This is a genomic window from Stenotrophomonas lactitubi, from assembly GCF_002803515.1.
Classification (GTDB): domain Bacteria; phylum Pseudomonadota; class Gammaproteobacteria; order Xanthomonadales; family Xanthomonadaceae; genus Stenotrophomonas; species Stenotrophomonas lactitubi.
On record NZ_PHQX01000001.1, the window covers coordinates 1066582 to 1087695 of the forward strand.

General features: G+C 64.3%; 17 protein-coding genes and 1 pseudogene. 13 read left to right on the plus strand and 5 right to left on the minus strand.

Annotation, left to right across the window (positions count from 1 at the left end; genetic code table 11):
* Nucleotides 1-40: 40 nt before the first annotated feature.
* The 4 genes from CR156_RS05050 to CR156_RS05065 are packed head-to-tail and all read right to left on the minus strand — an operon-like array spanning nt 41 to nt 6227.
* Nucleotides 41-3187, minus strand: a complete 3147-nt coding sequence (locus tag CR156_RS05050; RefSeq protein WP_039016762.1) for an efflux RND transporter permease subunit — start codon at nt 3185-3187, stop codon at nt 41-43.
* Nucleotides 3188-3200: 13 nt separating this feature from the next.
* Nucleotides 3201-4316 (minus strand): efflux RND transporter periplasmic adaptor subunit, encoded by a 1116-nt coding sequence (locus CR156_RS05055; protein WP_003821159.1) that lies wholly within the window; start codon nt 4314-4316, stop codon nt 3201-3203.
* Entirely contained in the window at nt 4313-4864 is a 552-nt protein-coding gene (locus tag CR156_RS05060; protein WP_039016763.1) for a hypothetical protein, read from the minus strand. The genes CR156_RS05055 and CR156_RS05060 overlap by 4 nt, the downstream gene beginning before the upstream one ends.
* 34 nt (nt 4865-4898) lie before the next feature.
* Nucleotides 4899-6227, minus strand: coding sequence for a TolC family protein (locus CR156_RS05065; protein WP_058201276.1), 1329 nt, complete (start codon nt 6225-6227; stop codon nt 4899-4901).
* A gap of 282 nt (nt 6228-6509) precedes the next feature.
* Between CR156_RS05065 and CR156_RS05070 the strand changes: the two genes are divergently transcribed.
* The 6 genes and pseudogenes from CR156_RS05070 to CR156_RS23435 all read left to right on the plus strand — a co-directional run.
* Nucleotides 6510-6767 (plus strand): metal-sensing transcriptional repressor, encoded by a 258-nt coding sequence (locus tag CR156_RS05070; protein ID WP_039016764.1) that lies wholly within the window; start codon nt 6510-6512, stop codon nt 6765-6767.
* 340 nt (nt 6768-7107) lie between these two features.
* Nucleotides 7108-7962 (plus strand): MFS transporter, encoded by an 855-nt coding sequence (locus CR156_RS05075; protein ID WP_279324069.1) that lies wholly within the window; start codon nt 7108-7110, stop codon nt 7960-7962.
* A 133-nt stretch (nt 7963-8095) separates the two neighbouring features.
* Nucleotides 8096-9124: a cation diffusion facilitator family transporter gene (locus CR156_RS05080; protein ID WP_021205762.1), complete on the plus strand. Its 1029-nt coding sequence runs from the start codon at nt 8096-8098 to the stop codon at nt 9122-9124.
* A gap of 43 nt (nt 9125-9167) precedes the next feature.
* Nucleotides 9168-9545 (plus strand): ArsR/SmtB family transcription factor, encoded by a 378-nt coding sequence (locus CR156_RS05085; RefSeq protein WP_023110690.1) that lies wholly within the window; start codon nt 9168-9170, stop codon nt 9543-9545.
* 231 nt (nt 9546-9776) lie between these two features.
* Nucleotides 9777-10346, plus strand: coding sequence for a DUF4148 domain-containing protein (locus CR156_RS05090; RefSeq protein ID WP_021204993.1), 570 nt, complete (start codon nt 9777-9779; stop codon nt 10344-10346).
* A 232-nt stretch (nt 10347-10578) separates the two neighbouring features.
* A pseudogene (locus CR156_RS23435) lies at nt 10579-10692 on the plus strand (cation transporter); the annotation flags it as partial.
* On the opposite strand, the gene CR156_RS23440 reads toward CR156_RS23435, so the two are convergent.
* Nucleotides 10639-10956, minus strand: coding sequence for a hypothetical protein (locus tag CR156_RS23440; RefSeq protein WP_432758036.1), 318 nt, complete (start codon nt 10954-10956; stop codon nt 10639-10641). The pseudogene CR156_RS23435 and the gene CR156_RS23440 overlap by 54 nt on opposite strands.
* A gap of 75 nt (nt 10957-11031) precedes the next feature.
* Here CR156_RS23440 and CR156_RS05095 point away from each other — a divergent pair, with 75 nt between their 5' ends.
* The 7 genes from CR156_RS05095 (at nt 11032) to CR156_RS05120 (ending at nt 21070) form a co-directional block, all read left to right on the plus strand.
* The gene (locus CR156_RS05095; protein WP_039016766.1) at nt 11032-13221 is read left to right on the plus strand and encodes a heavy metal translocating P-type ATPase; all 2190 of its coding nucleotides are present in this window, start codon (nt 11032-11034) and stop codon (nt 13219-13221) included.
* Nucleotides 13222-13332: 111 nt separating this feature from the next.
* Nucleotides 13333-13518: a hypothetical protein gene (locus tag CR156_RS23250; RefSeq protein WP_279324070.1), complete on the plus strand. Its 186-nt coding sequence runs from the start codon at nt 13333-13335 to the stop codon at nt 13516-13518.
* Between the two features lie 9 nt (nt 13519-13527).
* Nucleotides 13528-14640: an efflux RND transporter periplasmic adaptor subunit gene (locus CR156_RS05100; RefSeq protein ID WP_279324089.1), complete on the plus strand. Its 1113-nt coding sequence runs from the start codon at nt 13528-13530 to the stop codon at nt 14638-14640.
* The gene (locus tag CR156_RS05105) at nt 14637-17813 is read left to right on the plus strand and encodes an efflux RND transporter permease subunit (RefSeq protein ID WP_024069209.1); all 3177 of its coding nucleotides are present in this window, start codon (nt 14637-14639) and stop codon (nt 17811-17813) included. The genes CR156_RS05100 and CR156_RS05105 overlap by 4 nt, the downstream gene beginning before the upstream one ends.
* Nucleotides 17814-17833: 20 nt before the next feature.
* Nucleotides 17834-19339 (plus strand): efflux transporter outer membrane subunit, encoded by a 1506-nt coding sequence (locus CR156_RS05110; RefSeq protein ID WP_024069210.1) that lies wholly within the window; start codon nt 17834-17836, stop codon nt 19337-19339.
* 50 nt (nt 19340-19389) lie between these two features.
* Nucleotides 19390-19782 carry a MerR family transcriptional regulator gene (locus CR156_RS05115; protein ID WP_019396549.1) on the plus strand — a complete coding sequence of 131 codons (393 nt, stop codon included), beginning with the start codon at nt 19390-19392 and terminating at the stop codon, nt 19780-19782.
* 91 nt (nt 19783-19873) lie between these two features.
* Nucleotides 19874-21070, plus strand: a complete 1197-nt coding sequence (locus tag CR156_RS05120) for an MFS transporter (RefSeq protein ID WP_058201275.1) — start codon at nt 19874-19876, stop codon at nt 21068-21070.
* The last annotated feature ends 44 nt before the right edge of the window (nt 21071-21114 follow it).

Sequence of the window (21114 nt, forward strand, 5' to 3'; positions counted from 1 at the left end):
GGGTTACGGTGGTTGAAATCGGGTGACAGAAGGCGTTGCATCAGAATGCCCCCGCGTCGCGGTCGTCCAGCAGGCGTTCGGCAGGCTTGCGGCCGAACAGCCAGAACATGGCGGGTGTAAGGAAGGTGTCCAGCAGCGTGGAGCTGACCAGCCCCGAGAAGATCACCACCGCGACGGGGTGCAGGATCTCAGTACCGGGTCGTGACGCCTCGAACAACAGCGGGGCCAGTGCGAAGGCCGTGACCAGCGCGGTCATCAGAACCGGGGAAAGCCGTTCGAGCGAGCCACGCACGATCATCTTCTGGTCGAAGTCCTCGCCCTCCATGCGCATGAGGTTGAGGTAGTGGCTCACCTTCAGGATGCCGTTGCGCACAGAAATACCCGCGAGCGTGATGAAGCCGACCAGAGCGGCCACGGACAACGGCTGGCCAGACAGCCACAGCCCCAGCACGGCGCCGACCAGGGCCAATGGAATGTTCACCATGATGAGCGCCGATAGGGCGACCGACTTGTAGCGCGTGTACAACACCACGAACATGAGCGTCAGGGAGACGATGGACAGCAGGCCCACCAGTCGCGAGGCTTCCTCTTGTGCCTGGAACTGGCCGCCCAGCGTGATGAAGTAGCCTTCGGGCAAGCGCACTTCTTGGACGACGCTGCGTATGTCGGCCACTACTTCGGACAGCGGCCGTCTCTGAGCGTTGGCCGACAAAACTATGCGCCGACGGCCATCGTCGCGGCTGACCTGGTTGGGGCCGTCGCTGTCTTCGATGGTGGCAAGGCGCGACAACGGGACCCGACCCATGGGCGTGTCGATGAGGATGCGGCTCAAGCCCTCAATCGACCGCGCCTGCTCGGGCAGGCGAACCACCAGCGCGAAGCGGCGGTTGCCCTCGATGACCTCGGTGATCTTTTCGCCTTCGACCAGGCTTTGTAGCGTGGACAGAATTTGCGGTGCGGCCACGCCGTAGCGTCCCGCCGCCGCATAATCCACGCGGATTTTGATCTGCGGCGCAAGGACCTGCTTTTCGATCTCCAGGTCAGCAAGCCCCGGAATTCCGGCCAGCTTGGCGCGCAGCAGATCCGCCTGCCCGCGCAGGACGTCCAGGTCCTCGCCGAACACCTTGATGGCGATCTGCGAGCGCACCCCCGACAACATGTGGTCGATGCGGTGCGAGATCGGCTGGCCAATGCCGATGGAGCCGGGCAAGTGAGCCAGACGCGAACGGATGTCGGCGGTGATCTCCTCCATGGAGCGCTTTAGCTCTGAGGCAGGCAGCAGACCCACGTCCAGTTCACTGACATGCACACCTTCGGCATGCTCGTCCAGCTCGGCCCGTCCGCTGCGCCGGCCCACGTGCTGCACCTCCGGCACCTGCGCGACCAGCAGCTCGGCTTGCTGGGCAAGCGCCGAAGATTCGGCCAGCGTCACACCGGGATTCAGGCGCAGGCCCACCAGCAACGTTCCTTCATTGAACGGGGGCAGGAACGTGGTCGGGAAGAATGGCACCGCGGCGACAGCCAGTGTGACAGCCACAGCGGCCATGCCAAGGGCGGCACGCGGCCGCTGCAAGACCCGCTGCAGGCCGCCCTGATAACGCGCCTTAAGCCAGGCTAGAATCCGAGTGTCGCCATGGTCCAGCGTCCTCATCTTGGGCAGCAGGTAGTACGACAGCACCGGAGTGACCGTCACAGAGACCAGCAGCGAGGCTAGCGTGGAGACGATGAAAGCGATGCCCAGCGGCACGAACAAGCGCCCTTCCATCCCCGGCAGCGCGAACAGGGGCAGGAACACCAGCACAATGATCATCGTGGCGTAGAGAATCGCCGAGCGAACCTCCATCGAGGCCCTGGCAACGATGACCAGGGGCGTCAGCCGGTTCTCAGGGTGGCGGGCGCGGTTCTCCTTGAGCCGCCGCATGATGTTCTCCACATCGACCACAGCATCGTCCACGAGACCGCCGATGGCGATCGCCAGCCCACCGAGCGTCATGGTGTTGATTGACAGGCCGAAATAGTGGAACACCAGCCCGGTCACGAAGATCGAGGCAGGAATCGCGGTCAACGCGATCACCAGGGGGCGCAAAGTGCCCAGGAAGAAGAACAGGATCACCGCCACGAAGACCGATGCGCCGATGAGCTTGCCTTGCAGCGTGCTGATGGACGCCTCGATGAAGTTGGCTTGTCGGAAGGTCACTTGCGGCTCGGCCATGCCAGCCGGCAGTGAGCCCTTCATGTCCGCTAACGCTGACTCGATCGAGCGGGTCAGTGCAATCGTATCGGCCGTGGGCTGCTTTTGGATGCCCAGGATCACGGCTGGCAGGCCCTCGAAGCCCGCATCGCCGCGCTTGATGGCTGGCGCAAACTGAACATCGGCGACCTGGTGGATCAGGATGGGTTGGCCCGCACGCACCGCGAGAGGCAGGTTACGCAGGTCGTCGAGTCGGGACGTGCGGCCCAGGTTGCGGATCAGGTACTCGCGGCCATTGATCTCCAGGAAGCCGCCGGAAGTGTTCGCGGAGAAGCCCTTGAGAGCCGCATCCAGATCGGACGCAGTCACGCCCAGCTCTGACATTCGCGTGGTGTTGGGCTGGACCTGGAACTGACGGACCTCGCCTCCGATCGGGATGACTTGGGCAACGCCAGGTATGGCCATCAGCCGGGGGCGTAACACCCAGTCCGCGTACTCGCGCGTGTCCATGGCCGACAGCGGCGGGGCTGCGTTCTTCTGCCCTGAGGGCTTGGCACCGATGGGGATTGCAATCTGCATGATCTCGCCCATCACTGAGCTGATTGGCCCCATCGTGGGCGTCACGCCCGGGGCTAGCCCTTCCTCCATGGACGTCAGGCGTTCGGAGACCATCTGGCGCGCCCGGAAGATGTCTGTCTTCCAGTCAAATGTCACGTAGATGAAGGAAAGCCCGGCGCTGGAGACCGAGCGCACGCTTTCGACGCTGGGCAGGCCGTTCATGGCCGTTTCGAGCGGGAACGTGATGAGCTGCTCGACTTCTTCGGCAGCCATGCCGCCAGCCTCCGTCATGAGAGTGACGGTCGGCTTGTTGAGATCGGGAAAGACATCTACCGGCGTGCGCGTCAGGGTGAACGCGCCATACGCCATCAGCACCAGCGCCCCGATGATGACCAGGAGCCGGTTTCGTAAGCTATTTTCGAGAAGCCACTTGAACATGGAATGGTGCCCCTCAACGAACTTGATTGATCAGGGACGCGCCCTCGACAACCACGCGGTCGCCGTCCGCCAGGCCCGAAGTGACAGCGATGGATGCACCATCCAAAGGAGTGATGTTCACGACACGTGGCTCGAAGCGCTCGGCCTGGTCTTTGACCCAGACGATGTTCTGGTTGGCAGGGTTCTTCATCAGCGCACCGGAAGGCACGCGGTAGCCAGGTACCGTCGTCGCCTCTTGCACGAAGACCACCACCGGCATACCGACCGCCAAGCGCGAGAGGCTTTCGCTGGTGCCCTTGAACAGCATGGGCAGGGCCTGCTCGCGCAGGCTGCTGGCGGCCCCGACGAAGCTCAGCGGCACCTTCTGACCGCCTACTGCGAGTGCAGCACCGGCCAGGTTCTGTGCCATTGCCGGATCGTAGGCAAGCGCCTCGATGCGCAGTTGGGTCGGATCGACCACCTCAAACACCAGTTCGCGCGCATCCACGACCTGCCCGGCAACTGCGGGGCTGGATGCGATGACGCCGCTGACTGGGGCCTTTAGTACGTCCCTGCCGGCGAGGCCCCCGCTCAAGGCGCGGGCGCGTTCGGTCAGGCTGTTTACTTCGCTTTCGGCTGCTTCGATCTCCTTGCGGGGCACGGTCTCCGACAGCTCGCGCAGCCGGGCCAGGCGCTTCTGCGCGAGCGCTTGGCCCGCACGCAGCTCGGCAACCTGGGCCATCTGGCCTGAGCGCTCCAGCACACCGCTGGCCGGTTCGATGTAAGCCAGCACCTGGCCCTTGCGCACGGATTGGCCGATCTGCGGCAGACCATCCGGCCCGGGCACCAGCCGGCCCATTACCATTGCCTGGACCTTGCCGCCTGTCGTCGGGTCCATGATTACTTTGCCAGCCAGTTCATGGCTGCGGGCCAAGGGCTCCTGCTTGATCAGCTGGGTGCGTACACCGATCTGACGTTGTGACGGTTTCGGAAGAAACACGCTGCCATCAGGCTGGCGCTGGGGGCCATTGGAAGACGCAGCCGGCGCTTCGTCGCCGTGGTCGTGACCGTCGTGAGCGAACGCGGGAGCAGCCAGAGCCAATGCAGCCGCCATGGCCGTCGTCATTAGGAAACGGAAGTTGCGCTTCATGCTGCACCTCGCAGTGCACCGTTGGTGCGTGTACGTCTGCGCAGCGCCCACGCTAGGACACCGACGCCGAGGACTGCGGCACCGCCACCTAGTACGAGCACACGGCCGGATGCGACGGCATGCTCGTGTTCGGCGTCTTCGCTATGAACATCGAGAACGCCAGTCAACAGGTCCGATTGGCTCTGCGCAGTAACAGTGGCCATGATTGAGGTCTCGCCATCGGATAGCGGCTCAGTCAGATCGGCCTCGAACTCTCCAACCCCGTGTGGGCTGACCTTTACCTGTCGACCACCCAGCTCGAGGGTCAGCTCGCCATTGGTCACCGGCCGGTTGTCGGCAGCATGGTCGAGGTAGAGTGTGAGACGCTGGCCGTTCAGCACACCCACCAGTTCGAAGTCATCGGAAACTGCGGCAAAGCGCGGAAGCGCGGCCGCTGCGGGGGCAGGAGCGGCTTCGCCATGGTCATGGCCGTCGCCGGCCCACGTTGCGCTGGTGCCAAGCAGGAGGCTGGACAAGGCAGCAGCACGCCAGAAAGAGGATTGCGACATTTCTAAGGTTCCAGGATGGTTGAGCGCGCGCTGATCAGCGCGTGCCGGAGATGTCAGTGAAAGTCTCGGTCGGCTGCGGCAGCGTGCCTTGAGCCTGCAACAGGGACGAGATGGCCGCGGCATGCTCCACCTTGGCGAGCAGCGCCGCGCGCTCGGCCTCGGTGGCCTCCTGCTCGATGCGAAGGCGTGTCGGCATGTCCGTCTCGCCCATCGCGAACGACTTTTGGTAGAAGGTGCGCGTTTGTTGGGCTAGTCGCTGGCGCTCCGAAGCGGCCTGCATCTGGGTGCTGGTTGCCAGTTCGCGCGATTGGGCAGTTCGAATTTCCGAGAGTAGCCGGGTGCGCTGGGCCGCGAGTGCCGACTCAGCCTCCAGTGCCTGCGCATTGGCGCTGGACAATTGCTCGGTATGACGGCTACCCGTACCGAAGGGAATGCGCACACCCACCGTGATCGTCTGGTTGTAGCGTTCGCCGTAGCCGCCCCGATCCCGCGTGGTCGCCAGGGTCAGTTCGGGGTTGGCGTACTTCTGATGGGACACCAGTTCCGCAGAGCGGCGGGCCGCCAGCGCCTTGTGCTGCAGTTCCAGCAGCGCAGGGTGGTTACCCAACAACGCGCCGGACGGCTGTGCCGATGCCGGTTGAACTCGGACACCTGACTGCTCCGGCTGCGCGGAATCGGCCTGCGACGGGATACTCTCGATGCCGGTCAGTGCCAACAACGCCTCGCGCTGCGTGACTTCTTCGGCCTGAGCAATGGCCAGGGCACTACGAGCCGACGCCAAGGCGCCATCGGCCTGGTTTCTGTCGGCTTGCGCCAGGTCGCCCGCGCGAACCCGGCGAGCCACATCTTGCGCCAACTCGTCCGCGCTGCGGGTGCGATCCTGCGCCGCCATCAATTCGGCCTGGGCACGCTGCCATGCCCACCATGCCTGGCGAACCTGTCCGGCCGTGCGTAGCTTGGCGGCCAGCATCCGGCTGGATAGAGCGAGGCTTTCCGCGTCCGCCCAGCGTGCCGACGAGGCGCGCTCACCAGGCATCCAAAGGGGAATAGCCACCCCGACTTCATATTCGCGCTTTCCGTTGCGGTTGTTGAACCGATCAGTTTTGGTGGAGGCTTCCAGCGCCATCGGACCTGCCACCCAACTACCGGCCGTCTCTTGGCGTGCTTGGGCGGCCTGCTGCCAGGCGCCTTCTCCAGCGGCTTCTGGCTGCCGCTGCCAAGCTGACTCCCACAATTGGGCGACCATGTGGCTGTCTGGTCTGGATGGGACGTGAGGGGCGGCTACTGGCTGGGCTAGCACGGTGCCGGCCCAAAGCGTGGATACCGCCCATATCCATCCCTTGCGTATGTCTTTGCGAAGCATTCAATTCTCCATCGGTGTTGCATCAGTACTTACCCCCGGCTGGGTGTTCTCTTTCCGAGCAAGTGCTTGTCGTTGAAAAGCCACTGTCTACTGGCTTAGATATGAACAATTGTATATTTATTCATATGAATGGGAAAGAAAACCTTACCTCCTTTGAGCACCAATCGCCTTAGAGAGGGCGTCGGGCGCAAGACATCGAGAGGCGAGGTGGGGCTAATCCACTGCGCAAACAGCTATGCAGACTCCTTGAGCATATCCCCCAGGGGGGGATATGATTGCTGCATGAAAGAGATGCACAAGCACACCAGCCACCCAGATCTCGTGAAACGGCTCAAGCGCGCCGAGGGTCATCTGCGACACGTCATCGGGATGATCGAAGGAGAAGAAACCTGCCTGGACATCGCTCGCCAGCTCGCTGCGGTGGAGAGCGCCGTCACAGCGGCCAAGCGCGTCCTGATCCATGACCACATCGACCACTGCCTGTCTCATGATGAGGACTCCGTTCTGGCCGAAATGAAGGCACTAACCAAACTGCTCTGAGGTCTCTCGATGCTCTCCGTCCTAAAGAACCGCACCTACCGCCACCTGTTCACCGCGCAGGTGATCGCACTCGTCGGCACAGGCCTTCGCCGACCAGTTCCCGCGACGGTCATTACTCGTAGCGCTGGACCTGGTACGAGCGGTTGTCGCGATCTGTTTGCCATTTGTCACCGAGGTCTGGCAGATCTATCTGCTGATCTTTGTCCTGCAAGCGGCATCCGCCGGCTTCACGCCGACTTTCCAAGCCACTATCCCGGACATCCTTCCCGATTAAGAGGACTACACGAAGGCGCTGTCGCTGTCCCGGCTGGCCTATGACCTGGAAAGCCTGATTTCCCCGATGCTGGCTGCTGCGCTGCTGACCGTCATCAGCTTTCACAACCTGTTCGCGGGAACAGTGCTCGGTTTCCTCGTTTCAGCCGCGCTCGTGGTCAGCGTGCGGTTGCCCACAACTATTCCCGGACCGCGCCGCGGCATTTGGGATCGCACGACCCGCGGCACACGCATCTATCTCGCTACGCCACGCCTGCGGGGCCTGCTGGCGATCAGCTTGGCCGTCTCGGCGGCGGGCGCCATGGTGATCGTGAACACGGTGGTTCTCGTGAAGGCGCGCTTTGGCCTAGGCGAGGTCGAAGTGGCGTCGGCACTGGCGGCATTCGGAGGCGGTTCGATGGTGGCAGCCTTCGTTCTGCCATCCTTACTGGAAAAGGTGGCCGACCGAACCGCGATGCTCACCGGCGCTACCGTACTGGTCGTGGGCACGGGGATCGGCGCACTGCTGCCGAGCTATGCATTGTTGCTGCCGCTGTGGTTGATCATCGGCTTTGGCTACAGCGTGGCGCAAACGCCATCCGGCCGTCTTCTGCGCCGCTCGGCCCATGCCGAGGACCGTCCTGCGATCTTCGCGGCACACTTCGCGCTGTCGCACGCCTGTTGGCTCATCTGCTACCCACTTGCCGGCCGCTTCGGCGCGGTCATGGGCTTGCCATCGACCTTCATTGTCATGTCCCTGGTCGGCTTGGCCGGCGTGGCGCTGACGCTCTGGCTGTGGCCGGCCAGCGACCCTTCTGACGTGGCGCATGACCACCCCAGCTTGCCGCCGGATCACCCTCATTTACGCACACACGCAGACCAAGGCAGGCACCATCACCAGCTGATTCTGGATGACCTGCACCGTATCTGGCCGAAAGGATAGGCACATTTTCTCGTTGCGGCATCACAACGCATGGCTTCGGAGGCTGAGAAGGGTGAGCCAAAATATATCAAATGAACACATATTCATGTGTTATATTTCACCATAGTCAAACACTCAACCAGCAGAGGCGCCCATGTCCCAATCCAATGCACATGATCATGGTCACGACCATGATCACGACCACACCCCCACAGTGACCAGCGCCAACGAGCGCAAGGTTCTGGTTTCCTTCTTCCTGATCTTCGGCTTCATGCTCGTGGAAGCTGTCGGCGGCGTGCTGTCGGGCTCGCTAGCCCTACTTGCCGATGCTGGCCACATGCTGACCGACGCCGTGGCACTTGCCCTGGCTTACGCTGCCTTCCGATTCGGTCGCCGCGCAGCCGACAGCAAACGCACATTCGGTTACCTGCGCTTCGAGGTCATCGCCGGCTTCCTGAACGCCGTGACCCTGTTCGCGATCGTCGCATGGATCGCCTACGAGGCGTGGGAGCGGCTGCAGGCGCCGCCCGTCATCCTCGCCGGCCCGATGATGATCGTCGCCGTGCTCGGCTTACTGATCAACGTCCTCGTGCTGTGGATCATGACCCGCGGCGAAACCGATCACGTCAATGTGAAAGGTGCCATCCTCCACGTGATGGGTGACCTGCTCGGCTCTGTCGGCGCCATCGTTGCAGCGATCGTCATCTACTTCACCGGCTGGACTCCGATCGACCCCATCCTGTCGGTTCTAGTAGCGGCGTTGATTCTGCGCAGCGCCTGGAAGCTCCTGGCCAAGTCGATCCATATCCTGTTGGAGGGTGCGCCAGAGGACGCTTCGCCGGAAAAGGTGGAACAAGGCCTGATGAGCACTGTGCCCGGCCTGGCGGCTGTCAGCCATGTTCACGTGTGGCAACTCACTTCCGGTCGCACGATGGCCACGCTACACGTTCGACCCAACGTGGACGAGGAGGCGCGAGCTGTGGTCAAGCGCGTCGAGGCGGTGCTGCGAGAGCAGTTCAGCATCGAACACGCCACAGTCGGAATCGACTGGAACTCGGAGGCTGACGAGAACATCTGCAGCCTGCAACCCACGACAGGCCGTCAGGACCACAGCGGCCACGACCACAGTGAGCACAATCATGACCATGACCATGACCACTCCGCTCCCGGTCACAAGCATTGAGGCCGTGCTAGACGGTTCGCAGTTCACTTGAGGGTTTGAATCCATGACATCCCGCAAAACCACCAGCGCCGCTATTGTGCAATGTTCGACCTCTAACCACGGCACGACCACTGATGTCCTCGCACTATCGCAAAGTGACGTCGCTGTTCTGGCAGAGACCTTCCGCCTGCTGGGCGACCAATCGCGATTGAAAATCCTGTTGCTGTGCATGCGCGGATCGGTCGCAGTGGGCGACATTGCTGGCTCGCTAGACCTGTCGCAGTCCTTGGTCAGCCATCACCTGCGCCTGTTGCGCGGCGCGCGCCTCGTGCGCGGCGAGCGCCAAGCCAAGCACATCTTCTACGGCATTGCCGACCAGCACGTCAGCCAGGTACTCCAGGACATGGCGGTTCACATTTCGGAGGACAGACACGACGATTGACTGAACATGTGAGTGCGCGCCGGCCTACTCCTTCAAGGGGTAGGCTTTTTTTGGCTATCAATCTAGAGAGACACCGGCGCGCCTTGCTGAATGCCTAGAAGACCCCACAAGCAAAAAGCACTCTAAAAATAAACACTTGAACATATCTTCATGTGTGTTATTATTTGTCTACGGGGTATCCGAAAGGCGTAAGGACCACGCCATTATTTTTAACGTCAAGGAGTATTGACCATGTCCAAGAAAATTCGCTTTGCTGTTCTGCTTTCCGCACTTTTTGCTGCTGGAGCAAACGCTCAACCGTTCGCCGCAGATATGACACGGCAACAGGTCCAAGAAAATCTGACTGCTTGGAGGCAATCTGGGCTGGAAGCGTTGTCTCGCGGCGAAAGCGGCCCGGATACGTCCAGCCCTCAATACCAGGCTGCCTTTCAGCGCTACTTGCAATTGACCCAAGGTGATATGTATCAGGCGCCCTCAGCAGGAAAGACTCGTGCTGAAGTGATGGCTGATTTGGAACTGTGGAAAATCTCCGGCATGCACGCGCTCACCTCGCGCGGAATCACCACCGCTTCGCACACCCAAGCCTACCAACAAGCCTACGAGAGCTACCTCCAGCTCAAGCTGGGTGCGGCTTACAAGGCTCCGGTGGCATTGACTCGTGCTCAAGTAAAGAGTGATTTGGCAGATTGGCAGGTTGCGGGAATGGCTGGATTCTGGGCTGGTGAGCAGACGCCTGATACCTATAGTGATGCCTACCGCACCGCATTTGAAACCTACCAGATGCTGCGCAACAAAAAATGACTTAATGGCAGCAGCATAAAGCAGCGGTCGGATGGTTCAGCCAGAAAGAGATTCTTTCTTTTTTTTGAATAAACATACAAACAAGTGTTCATTTGTTTGTATAACATTCCGATCGCTGATTTGTGCGTCCTGCCACGGCGATTACTCAGAGAACCAGGAGATTGATATGTCTTTGGAAACAAAGGACGGCACAGGAGCGCAGGACGAACAACTGGGCTTTCGGGTCGAAGGTATGGATTGCGCCAGTTGCGTCGGCAAGATTGAAACAGCGCTTGGTCGAATTGATGGCGTATCAAATGTACAGGTTAATTTTACAAATGAGACGCTGACGTTGACGCGCAGCACAAGTAGCCGAAATACTGCACGCGACATTGCCAAGAAAATCCGGTCCCTGGGCTTCGACGTGCAGGCACTGCCCGCGTCCGAAATGTCCGCAGCACCTGCACCGCGCCATGCGGCCCACGCGCATGACCACGCCGGCTGCGGCGGCCACCATGACCATGGGCATGCCCACGACCACGGGCACGATCATTCGCACGGCAAAGCGTGCGGTGATGACCATGGGCATGCCCATGGTCACGGCCATGCCCATGACCACGGTCACGATCACGGGGCCTGCAGTGGGCATGACCATGCGCCGGCCTCTGCCTCCCGTGGAGCACCCAGCACGCCCCCCAACGTGTCCATGCGCGTCGAGGGCATGGACTGCGCCAGTTGCGTCGGCAAGATCGAAACGGCCCTCGCTCGCATGGATGGCGTGTCCGATGCCCGCATCAACTTCACCGCAGAAACGCTGGAATTGACGCTCGCGTCTGGCGGCCCCACGCAGCTCGGCCACATCGAGAAGACCATCAAGAGCCTGGGCTTCGGCGTCTCCGACGTGCGCCGCCATGATGGCTCAGCACCCGCGGCCCCAGCAGCAGCATCGACGGCGCGCCATCAGCGCTGGTGGCAGACGAAGAAAGGCAGGCACGTGCTGGGCCTGGGCGGCCTGATGGGCTCGGCCTACGCGATCGCGCAGTTCGTTCCTGGCTACGCTGAATGGATCTTCGCCGCTGCGGTGATCGCGGGCGTGCTGCCGTTCGCTCGCAAAGCCTTCGCGCTGGCTGTGTCAGGCTCGCCGTTCTCTATCGAAACGCTGATGGTCGTCGCCTCGCTGGGCGCGCTCGTGATAGGCGAGGCCGAGGAAGCTGCTGCCGTGGTGTTCCTGTTCGCGATCGGCGAGCTGCTGGAAAGCGTGGCCGCCGGCCGCGCGCGCGCCGGCATCAAGGCGCTGGCCTCCCTGGTGCCTAAGACGGCGGTACTGCTCGATGCCGCGGGCGGGCAGCGCGAAGTGCCCGCCGCTTCCCTGCGCGTGAGCGACCGCGTGCTGGTGCGCCCTGGTGACCGGGTGCCTGCGGACGGCAAGATCCTCCGCGGTGAAAGCAGCCTGGACGAGTCGCCTATCACCGGCGAGTCCGTACCGCGTCAAAAGGCTATCGGTGCCGACGTGTTCGCCGGCTCCATCAACGTCGATGGCGTGCTCGAAGTACAAGTCGAGAAGACGGCATCGGACAACACCATTTCTCGCATCATCCAACTGGTGGAGCAGGCGCAGTCCTCCAAGGCGCCCACGGCTCGCTTCATCGAAAAGTTCAGCCGCTACTACACCCCTGCCGTCATGGCCATCGCGGCGTTGATCGTGGTGGTTCCGCCACTTGCCATGGGTGGCGACTGGGGTACCTGGCTGTACCGCGGCCTCGCACTGCTGTTGATTGCCTGCCCATGTGCGCTGGTGCTCTCCACACCGGCGGCCATCGCCTCGGGCCTTGCGGTGGCCACACGACGGGGCCTGCTGATCAAGGGTGGCAACGCGTTGGAAACCATCGGCCGCGTGCGCGCAATTGCCTTCGACAAGACTGGCACGCTGACCGAGGGCAAGCCGCGCATCACCGAGGTCCTGCCCTTCGGGCTGTTCAAGCATCAACAGGTCCTTGCGCTTGCCGCCGCTGTCGAGTCCGGCTCAAACCATCCCTTGGCGAAGGCCATTGTCGCCCATGCCAAGAGCCTGGACGTGGCGATTCCCCAGGCCACGGGCGCATCGGCCATTGCCGGCAAGGCGGTGCGCGCCACCGTGAACGGCAGTGCGCTCGCTGTCGGATCGCCCGCCCATGCGGAACAGACGGCCACGCTGACAGCCGCGCACCGCAGGGAAATCGACAAGCTGGAGGATGGCGGCAAGACCGTGGTGGTCCTGTTCGACGAAGCCAGCAAGAACGTTCTGGGCCTGCTGGCCCTGCGCGACGAGCCCCGCCGCGACGCGCGCGAAGGCGTGGCCCAGCTCAACGCCATGGGCGTGCGCTCGGTCATGCTGACCGGCGACAACCGCCGCACCGCGCAGGCGATCGCCGGCAAGCTGGGCATCGAGTGGGAGGCCGAGCTGCTGCCGCAGGACAAGCTGCGCTTGGTCAACGAGATGAAGCGTGATGCCAAGGTGGCGATGGTCGGCGACGGCATCAACGACGCGCCGGCCTTGGCGACCGCCGACGTGGGTATCGCCATGGGCGGCGGCACGGACGTGGCGCTGGAAACCGCCGATGCCGCGCTGCTCAAGAGCCGCGTCACGGACGTGGCCCACCTGGTGGCCCTGTCGCGGGCGACGATGGCCAACATCCACCAAAACGTCGTATTCGCCATTGGCCTCAAGGGCTTGTTCCTGGTCACCACCGTGTTGGGTATCACCGGCTTGTGGGTTGCCGTGCTGGCCGACACCGGCGCCACGGCCCTGGTCACGCTGAACGCACTGCGCCTGCTGCGCTTCAAGGGCGCGCCGGAGGCCAACCACGGCGACGACGCCGGGCGTCCCACCACCTTGCCCGTGCCGTCTGCCCGCTGAGGCAACAAGAGGGCTTGACCTTGCCGTCGTTGTAACGCCTAGCCTCCACACAAATGTCTGCAGAGCGCTTCGGAAGGGCCGGAGTCCTGCATCCAAGAAAGGGTCACTTCCATGCGTAAAAAAATCAGAATCATTGTGGTGGCAGGCGTCATCGCAGCCGTCGGGGGGATAGCGATCGCTGCCCGCGACGCCAAGGACGAGGGCAAGGCCGCGGCGCCCCCGGCGGGCGCGCCGATGGCGCCGCAGGTGCCCGTGGCCGAGGTCATTACCCGCACGGTCGCGCCATCGGCCGAGTAGACCGGCTTCCTGGCCGCGCCCAAGACCGTCGAGCTGCGCTCGCGGGTCGGCGGCGCCGTCGATGCGGTGAGCGTTCCCGAAGGTAGCCTCGTGCGCAAGGGCCAACTGCTGTTCCAGATCGACCCGAGGCCGTTCCAGGTTGCGCTCGACACGGCCGTGGCGCAACTGCGTCAGGCCGAGGTGCTGGCCAGCCAGGCCCAGGCCGACTTTGACCGCGCCGAGCGCCTGGTGGCGACCGGCGCCGTCGCGCGCAAGACCTATGACGATGCCGCCTCCGCACGCAACGCGCGCCAGGCTCAGGTGCAGGCGGCTAAGGCCGCCGTTGCTGCGGCTCAGCTGGACCTGTCCTACGCCCGCGTCACTGCGCCCATCGCCGGGCGCGTCGACCGCGTGCTCGTGACCGAGGGCAACTTGGTCAGCGGTGGCGGCGCCGGCGCGGCCACGCTGCTGACCACGATCGTATCCATCGACCCGTTGCACGTGTACTTCGACATTGATGAGGCCACCTATCTCAACGTCGTCAGCCGCTCGCGGCCCGCTGCGGGCGCCGGTAGCAAGGCTTCGCTGCCCGTGCAGGTCGGGCTGACCACGGACAAGGGTTTCCCGCACAAGGGCGCGCTTGACTTCGTCGGCAACACCATTGACCGAAGCACCGGCACGATCCGCGCGCGCGCCGTTGTGCCCAACCCGGATGGGCGCATGGCACCCGGCATGTTCGCCCGGGCCAAGCTGTCCACCGGCGCGGCGCGCGAGGCCGTCCTGATCGACGATCAGGCCGTGGGCACCGACCAAGGGCGCAACTACGTGCTGGTTGTGGGCGAGAACAACCAGGCCCAGTACCGGCCCATCGAACTGGGGCCGGTGGTGGACGGGCTGCGCGTCATCAACGGCGGCCTGCAGGCCGGTGAGAAGATCATCATCAAGGGCCTCGTGCGCCCCGGCATGGCGGTCACGCCGCGCATGGTGCCCATGCAGGCGCCCGCGGCACCGGCCGCCGGCGCGGCCGGCGCGACCAAGGCTGCGGCAAACGCTCCGGCTCCCGCTGCGGCGCCTGCCAAGGCCGGTGGCGCGGACCCCGCCAAGGCTGACGGCGCGGCCGGCTCGGCGGAGGCCCGCAAATGAATTTCCCCCGCTTCTTCATCAACCGGCCGATCTTCGCCATCGTCCTGTCGGTGCTGATGCTGATCGCAGGCGCGATCAGCTACTTCCAGCTGCCGCTGAGCGAATACCCGCAGGTCACGCCTCCCACGGTGCAGGTCACCGCTAGCTATCCCGGTGCCAACCCGCAAGTGATCGCCGATACCGTGGCATCACCGCTGGAGCAGGCGATCAACGGCGTAGAAGGCATGATGTACATGCAGTCTCAGATGTCCACCGACGGGAAAATGGTGCTCACCGTCTCCTTCGAGCAGCATATCAACGCCGACATTGCGCAGATCCAGGTGCAAAACCGGGTCTCGCGGGCGTTGCCGCGCCTACCGCCTGAAGTTCAGCGCATCGGTGTTGTCACCGAGAAAACGTCGCCGGACGTTCTCATGGTGGTGCATTTGCTTTCGCCTGGAGGTCGATATGATCCGCTGTACGTCTCCAACTACGCCACACTTCATGTGAAGGATGAGCTGGCTCGTACGCCAGGCGTCGGCGATGTCCTAGTCTGGGGCGCCGGGGAGTATTCGATGCGGGTCTGGCTCGAACCCGCCAAGGTCGCTGCTCGTGGGCTGATCGCGAGCGACGTGGTTGCCGCCATCCGCGAGCAGAACATACAGGTTGCCGCTGGTTCGGTTGGTCAGCAGCCGGATGCCTCGGCGGCGTTCCAGGTCACGGTCAACACTCTGGGCCGACTGTCGAGCGAGGAGCAATTCGGCGAGATCGTCGTGAAGACGGGCGCCGACGGCCAGGTAACTCGCCTGCGGGATGTCGCCCGCATCTCGATGGGGGCCGATTCCTACTCTTTGCGCAGCCTGCTCAATGGCGAGCCGGCGGTGGGGATACAGATCATCCAGAGCCCGGGCGCGAACGCGCTGGATGTGTCTAGCGCGGTGCGCGCGGCAATGGACCGACTTCAAGCCAAGTTCCCCGACGGCATTGAGTATAGCGTCGCCTACGACCCCACGGTCTTCGTGCGCGCCTCGCTCCAGTCCGTCGCCGTCACGCTGCTGGAGGCCATCTTCCTGGTGGTGATCGTGGTGGTGCTGTTCCTGCAATCCTGGCGCGCGTCGATCATCCCGCTGATCGCCGTGCCGGTCTCGCTGGTCGGCACGTTCGCGGTGATGCACATGTTCGGTTTCTCGCTGAACACACTGTCGCTGTTCGGACTGGTGCTGTCCATCGGCATCGTGGTGGATGACGCCATCGTGGTGGTGGAGAACGTGGAGCGCCACATAGCGCTGGGCGAATCACCCAAGGACGCGGCGCGCAAGGCGATGGATGAAGTGACTGGCCCGATCCTGGCCATCACCTCGGTGCTGGCAGCGGTCTTCATCCCCTCGGCGTTCCTGTCGGGGCTGCAGGGCGAGTTCTATCGCCAATTCGCGCTAACCATCGCGTTCTCGACCATCCTGTCGGCGATCAACTCGCTTACGCTGTCGCCAGCGCTGGCCGCCATCCTGCTCAAGCCGCACCACGGCGCGGCCAAGCCCGATCGCGTCACGCGCATCATCGATGGCGTGTTCGGCGGCTTCTTCCGCCGCTTCAACAGCTTCTTCGACCGCGCCTCGAATTCCTACGTCGGGGGCGTGCGCCGCGCGGTGCGCGGCAGCGCCATCGTGCTGCTGCTCTACGTCGGCTTCCTGGGCCTGACCTGGCTGGGCTTCCACAAGGTGCCTGCGGGCTTCGTGCCCGCCCAGGACAAGTACTACCTCGTGGGCATCGCCCAGCTTCCGACCGGCGCCTCGCTGGATCGCACCGAGGCGGTCGTCAAGGAGATGACCAAGATCGCACTGGCTGAGCCGGGCGTCGAGAGCGTGGTGGCCTTCCCGGGCCTGTCGGTCAATGGACCGGTGAACCAGCCGAACACCGCGCTGATGTTCGCCATGCTCAAGCCCTTCGATGAGCGCAAGGACCCGTCGCTGTCGGCCTTCGCCATCCAGGGCAAGCTCATGGGCAAGTTCAGCCAGATCCCGGACGGCTTCGTCGGCATCTTCCCGCCGCCGCCGGTGCCGGGCCTGGGTTCTATGGGCGGCTTTAAGCTGCAGATCGAGGACCGGGCGGGCCTGGGTCCCGAGGCGCTTGCACAAGCACAGGGCCAGATCATGGGCAAGGCCATGCAGGCGCCCGAGCTGGCGAACATGCTCGCCAGCTTCCAGACCAATGCGCCGCAGTTGCAGGTGGACATCGACCGGGTGAAGGCCAAGTCGCAGGGCGTGTCGCTGACCGAGGTGTTCGACACCCTGCAGGTCAACCTTGGCTCTCTCTACGTCAACGACTTCAACCGCTTCGGTCGCACCTACCGGGTAATGGCCCAAGCCGATGCGCAGTTCCGCATGCAGGCTGAGGACATAGGCATGCTCAAGGTGCGCAATGCAGCGGGCGACATGATCCCGCTGAGCGCGATCGCGACCATCGAGCGCAGTTCCGGCCCCGACCGGGTGATGCATTACAACGGCTTCCCCTCGGCCGACATCAGCGGCGGGCCAGCGCCGGGCTACTCATCCGGCCAGGCCACCGCCGCGATTGAGAAGATCGTGAGCGAATCGCTGCCGGACGGTATGACCTACGAATGGACGGACCTGACTTTCCAGGAAAAGCGAGTTGGCAATACTGCTATCTATATCTTCGCGCTGGCGGTGCTGCTCGCCTTCCTGTTCCTGGCGGCCCAGTACAACAGTTGGTCGCTGCCGTTCGCTGTGCTGCTGATTGCACCCATGGCGCTGCTCTCGGCGATCGCCGGCGTCTGGCTCTCTGGGGGGGACAACAACATCTTCACGCAGATCGGTTTCGTGGTGCTGGTCGGCCTGGCCGCCAAGAACGCGATCCTGATCGTGGAGTTCGCCCGCGCGAAGGAAAGCGAAGGGGCCGATCCGCTGGCAGCCGTGCTCGAAGCCGCGCGCTTGCGGCTGCGCCCGATCCTGATGACGTCGTTCGCCTTCATCGCTGGCGTGGTGCCGCTGGTGCTGGCCAGCAGTGCGGGCGCCGAGATGCGCCACGCCATGGGCATCGCGGTGTTCGCCGGCATGCTGGGCGTGACGGTATTCGGCCTGGTGCTGACGCCGGTGTTCTACGTCGTGGTGCGCAAGCTGGCGCTGCGCCGCGAAGCGCGCCATGCCCGTGTCGGCATGACCGACCAGCACGCATGACGGCCAGGAGGACATACGACATGAAAACATCTTTCGCATTCACACGACCCGCCAGGACGCTGGCGCCGCTCGCCCTCGCGGCGGCGTTGACTGGCTGCTCCATGGCACCGAAGTATGACCGGCCCGCAGCGCCGATCGACACGGCTTATCCCTTGGGCGCGGCCTATGTGGAACCGGCGGCCGCGACGCCCGACGACGCGATCACGGCCGAGATCGGCTGGCGGGACTTCTTCCGCGACCCGCTGCTGCAGCAGTTGATCGGCATTTCACTGGAGAACAACCGCGACATGCGCAAGGCCGCGCTCAACGTGGAGGCGGCTCAGGCGCTGTACCGTATCCAGCGTGCCGAGATGCTGCCGAACCTGGGCGTTTCCGCCCGCGGCGCGTCAGAGCGCGTACCGGCCGACCTCAGCACCACGGGGCAAAGCGACGTGCTCCGGCGCTACGACGTGGCCGGGGTGACGGCCGCCTGGGAACTGGACCTGTGGGGCCGCATCCGCAGCCTCAGCGACCGGGCGCTGGCGTCCTACCTGGCCCTCGACGAGACCCGCATCGCCACGCAGATGAGCCTGGTGTCCGAGGTGGCCAGCGCCTACCTCACGCTGCGTGCCGACCAGGAACTGCTGCGCCTGACGAGCGACACCCTCGCCACGCAGAAGCGCTCCTACGGGCTGACCACCCAACTGGTGGAAGCGGGCAACTCCACGCAGCTCGACCTGCGCCGCGCAGAGATCGCGTTGCGCACCGCCGAGGCCAACCATGCCGCCTACACACGGCAGGCGGCCAAGGACCGCAACGCGCTGGTGCTGCTGTTGGGCCAGCCGCTGACGCCGGAGCTGTCCCGGCAGCTTGACGAGGCCATGGCGCTGCCGGACGACATCGTGCCGACCGGCCTGCCGAGCGGCCTGCCGTCCGAACTGCTCGCGCGCCGGCCGGACATCCGCGCCGCCGAGCAGATGCTGATCGGCGCCAACGCCAACATCGGCGCGGCGCGGGCCGCGTTCTTCCCGACGATCAGCCTTACGGGCTCGGCGGGCACGGCCAGCGCTTCGCTGGACGGCCTGTTCGATTCGGGCTCGCGGGCCTGGAGCTTCCTGCCGCAGATCACGCTGCCCATCTTCCGCGGCGGCGCGCTGCGCGCCAACCTGGACGTGGCGCACGTACAGAAGCGCATCGAGATCGCCAACTACGAGAAGTCCATCCAGGCGGCCTTCGCCGAGGTGGCCGACGGCCTGGCGGGCAAGCGCACGCTCGATGAGCAGATCCGCGCGGAGCAGCTCCTGGTGGCGGCCAGCCAGAAGGCCTACGAGCTGGCCGAGCAGCGCTTCCAGGAGGGCGTGGACGACAACCTCACTGTACTCGACGCGCAGCGCACGCATTACGGCACGCAGCAGACCCTGGTGCGCACGCGCCTGACGCGGCTGAACAACCTCATCCATCTGTACAAGGCGCTGGGCGGCGGCTGGACTGAGCACACGGTGCAATCGGGCGCCACGGCGCAGCAGCCCGCCCGGTCGCCGGGATGAGGGCCGGCGCGCAGCGGTGGCGTCCCCCATCGCTGCGCGCGGAGAGCTGGATGAGGATTGGTGAACTCGCGCGCTTGACCGGCACGCCCCCTGAGAACATCAGGTTCTACGAACGGGAGGGCCTGCTGCCCGCTCCCGAGCGGTCCCGCAACAACTACCGGCGCTATGGCCCGGCCCATGTCGAGCGGCTTTACCTGATTCGCAACTACCGCGCGTCGGGCATCGGCCTGGATGACATGCGCAACTTGCTGGGCTGGACGCATCGCGAGTCCCCGGAACCCGAGCTGCTGACGCAGGCTGTCCGGGACCATCTCGCCTATGTCGAGGAACGCATGGCGCAACTGACCCGGGTGAAAGAGCACCTGCTCGCATTGGAACGGCAGGCTGTTCCTTCTGCCGCTCGGGAGATTTGCGAGGAGCGACCAGGTTGCGGCGGTTCATGAGCATCGCATGGCCGAATCATGGTCGGATAACTGAACATATATTCATGCGTGTAATATTTCCGGCCAGACAAACGAACAAGAAAGACCGCCCATGACCGACCAGAGCATCACGCGCCGAAACATCGGCGTTCTCACCGGCGCGCAGGCGCTCGGTGGCGCCAGCGCGCCCATCGTGATGTCGCTGGGCGGGCTGGTCGGCCAGCAGCTTGCCAAGGACTCGGCCTGGATCACCTTGCCCGTGAGCCTGTTCGGCCTGGGTCTTGCCATCGGCACCTTGCCTGCGGCGTTCATCATGCGGCGCCATGGCCGCCGCAACGGATACGTGGTCGGGGTCGGCTTCGGCGTGGCCTCGGGCCTGATCGCCGCGCTGGGCATCATGCTGGCCTCGTTCTGGATCTTCTGCGCCGGCACCTTCCTGGCGGGCTTCTACGGCGCGTATGTGCAGAGCTACCGCTTCGCAGCCGCCGACACCGCCGAGGACGCGCTCAAGGCCAAGGCGATTTCCTGGGTGATGGTGGGGGGTCTCGCGGGTGCCATCATCGGGCCGCAGTTGGTGATCTTCACGCGCGACGCGGTAGCGGGCACGCCCTACGTCGGCAGCTTCCTCAGCCAGGCGCTGCTGCCGCTGATCGCCCTGCCGATCTTGCTGATGCTGCGCACGCCGCGCCAGACCCCGGCCGAAGCCGCCGCCGACAGCGGCCGCACGGTGCTGCAGCTCCTGGCGATGCCGCGCTACGCGCTGGCCGTGGCCGCGGGCGTGGTGTCCTATGGGGTGATGGCGTTCGTGATGACCGCCGCGCCGGTGGCGATGGTCAACCACGGGCATTCGGTGGACAACGCCGCCCTGGGCATCCAGTGGCACCTGCTGGCGATGTTCGGGCCGAGCTTCTTCACTGGGCGGCTGATGGTGCGCTACGGCAAGGAGCGCGTGACCGCCGTGGGCATGGTGCTGCTCGCCGCCTCCGGGGTGGTGGCCCTGGGCGGGCTCGGCCTGTCCCACTTCTGGGGCTCGCTGGCGCTGCTGGGCATCGGCTGGAACTTCAGCTTCATCGGCGCGACGGCGGTGGTCACCGATTGCCACACCCCGGCCGAGCGCAGCAAGGCGCAGGGCATGAACGACTTCTTCGTCTTCGCCGCCACGGCGGCCGTGTCGTTCCTCGCGGGCTCGATCCTGCATAGCTCGGGCTGGCAAGCGGTCAACTGGATGATCTTCCCGGCCTTGGCGCTGATCCTGGTGCCGCTGCTGTGGCAGGCAGCGCGAAAGCCGGTGCGATCAGATCCAAGATGATCGAGCCGATGCGGGAGGCGTACCGTCTAGCGGGCGCCCCAGTC

Excerpts from the sequence above, each read along its gene's own strand:
- CR156_RS05095 (WP_039016766.1), top strand. The coding sequence starts at position 11,032 with ATGCGCGTCGAGGGCATGGACTGCGCCAGTTGCGTCGGCAAGATCGAA.
- CR156_RS05060 (WP_039016763.1), bottom strand. The coding sequence starts at position 4,864 with ATGTCGCAATCCTCTTTCTGGCGTGCTGCTGCCTTGTCCAGCCTCCTG.
- CR156_RS05085 (WP_023110690.1), top strand. The coding sequence starts at position 9,168 with ATGACATCCCGCAAAACCACCAGCGCCGCTATTGTGCAATGTTCGACC.
- CR156_RS05065 (WP_058201276.1), bottom strand. The coding sequence starts at position 6,227 with ATGCTTCGCAAAGACATACGCAAGGGATGGATATGGGCGGTATCCACG.
- CR156_RS05080 (WP_021205762.1), top strand. The coding sequence starts at position 8,096 with ATGTCCCAATCCAATGCACATGATCATGGTCACGACCATGATCACGAC.
- CR156_RS05050 (WP_039016762.1), bottom strand. The coding sequence starts at position 3,187 with ATGTTCAAGTGGCTTCTCGAAAATAGCTTACGAAACCGGCTCCTGGTC.
- CR156_RS05120 (WP_058201275.1), top strand. The coding sequence starts at position 19,874 with ATGACCGACCAGAGCATCACGCGCCGAAACATCGGCGTTCTCACCGGC.
- CR156_RS05110 (WP_024069210.1), top strand. The coding sequence starts at position 17,834 with ATGAAAACATCTTTCGCATTCACACGACCCGCCAGGACGCTGGCGCCG.
- CR156_RS05070 (WP_039016764.1), top strand. The coding sequence starts at position 6,510 with ATGAAAGAGATGCACAAGCACACCAGCCACCCAGATCTCGTGAAACGG.
- CR156_RS05090 (WP_021204993.1), top strand. The coding sequence starts at position 9,777 with ATGTCCAAGAAAATTCGCTTTGCTGTTCTGCTTTCCGCACTTTTTGCT.
- CR156_RS05105 (WP_024069209.1), top strand. The coding sequence starts at position 14,637 with ATGAATTTCCCCCGCTTCTTCATCAACCGGCCGATCTTCGCCATCGTC.
- CR156_RS05115 (WP_019396549.1), top strand. The coding sequence starts at position 19,390 with ATGAGGATTGGTGAACTCGCGCGCTTGACCGGCACGCCCCCTGAGAAC.
- CR156_RS05075 (WP_279324069.1), top strand. The coding sequence starts at position 7,108 with ATGCTGGCTGCTGCGCTGCTGACCGTCATCAGCTTTCACAACCTGTTC.
- CR156_RS23250 (WP_279324070.1), top strand. The coding sequence starts at position 13,333 with ATGCGTAAAAAAATCAGAATCATTGTGGTGGCAGGCGTCATCGCAGCC.
- CR156_RS05055 (WP_003821159.1), bottom strand. The coding sequence starts at position 4,316 with ATGAAGCGCAACTTCCGTTTCCTAATGACGACGGCCATGGCGGCTGCA.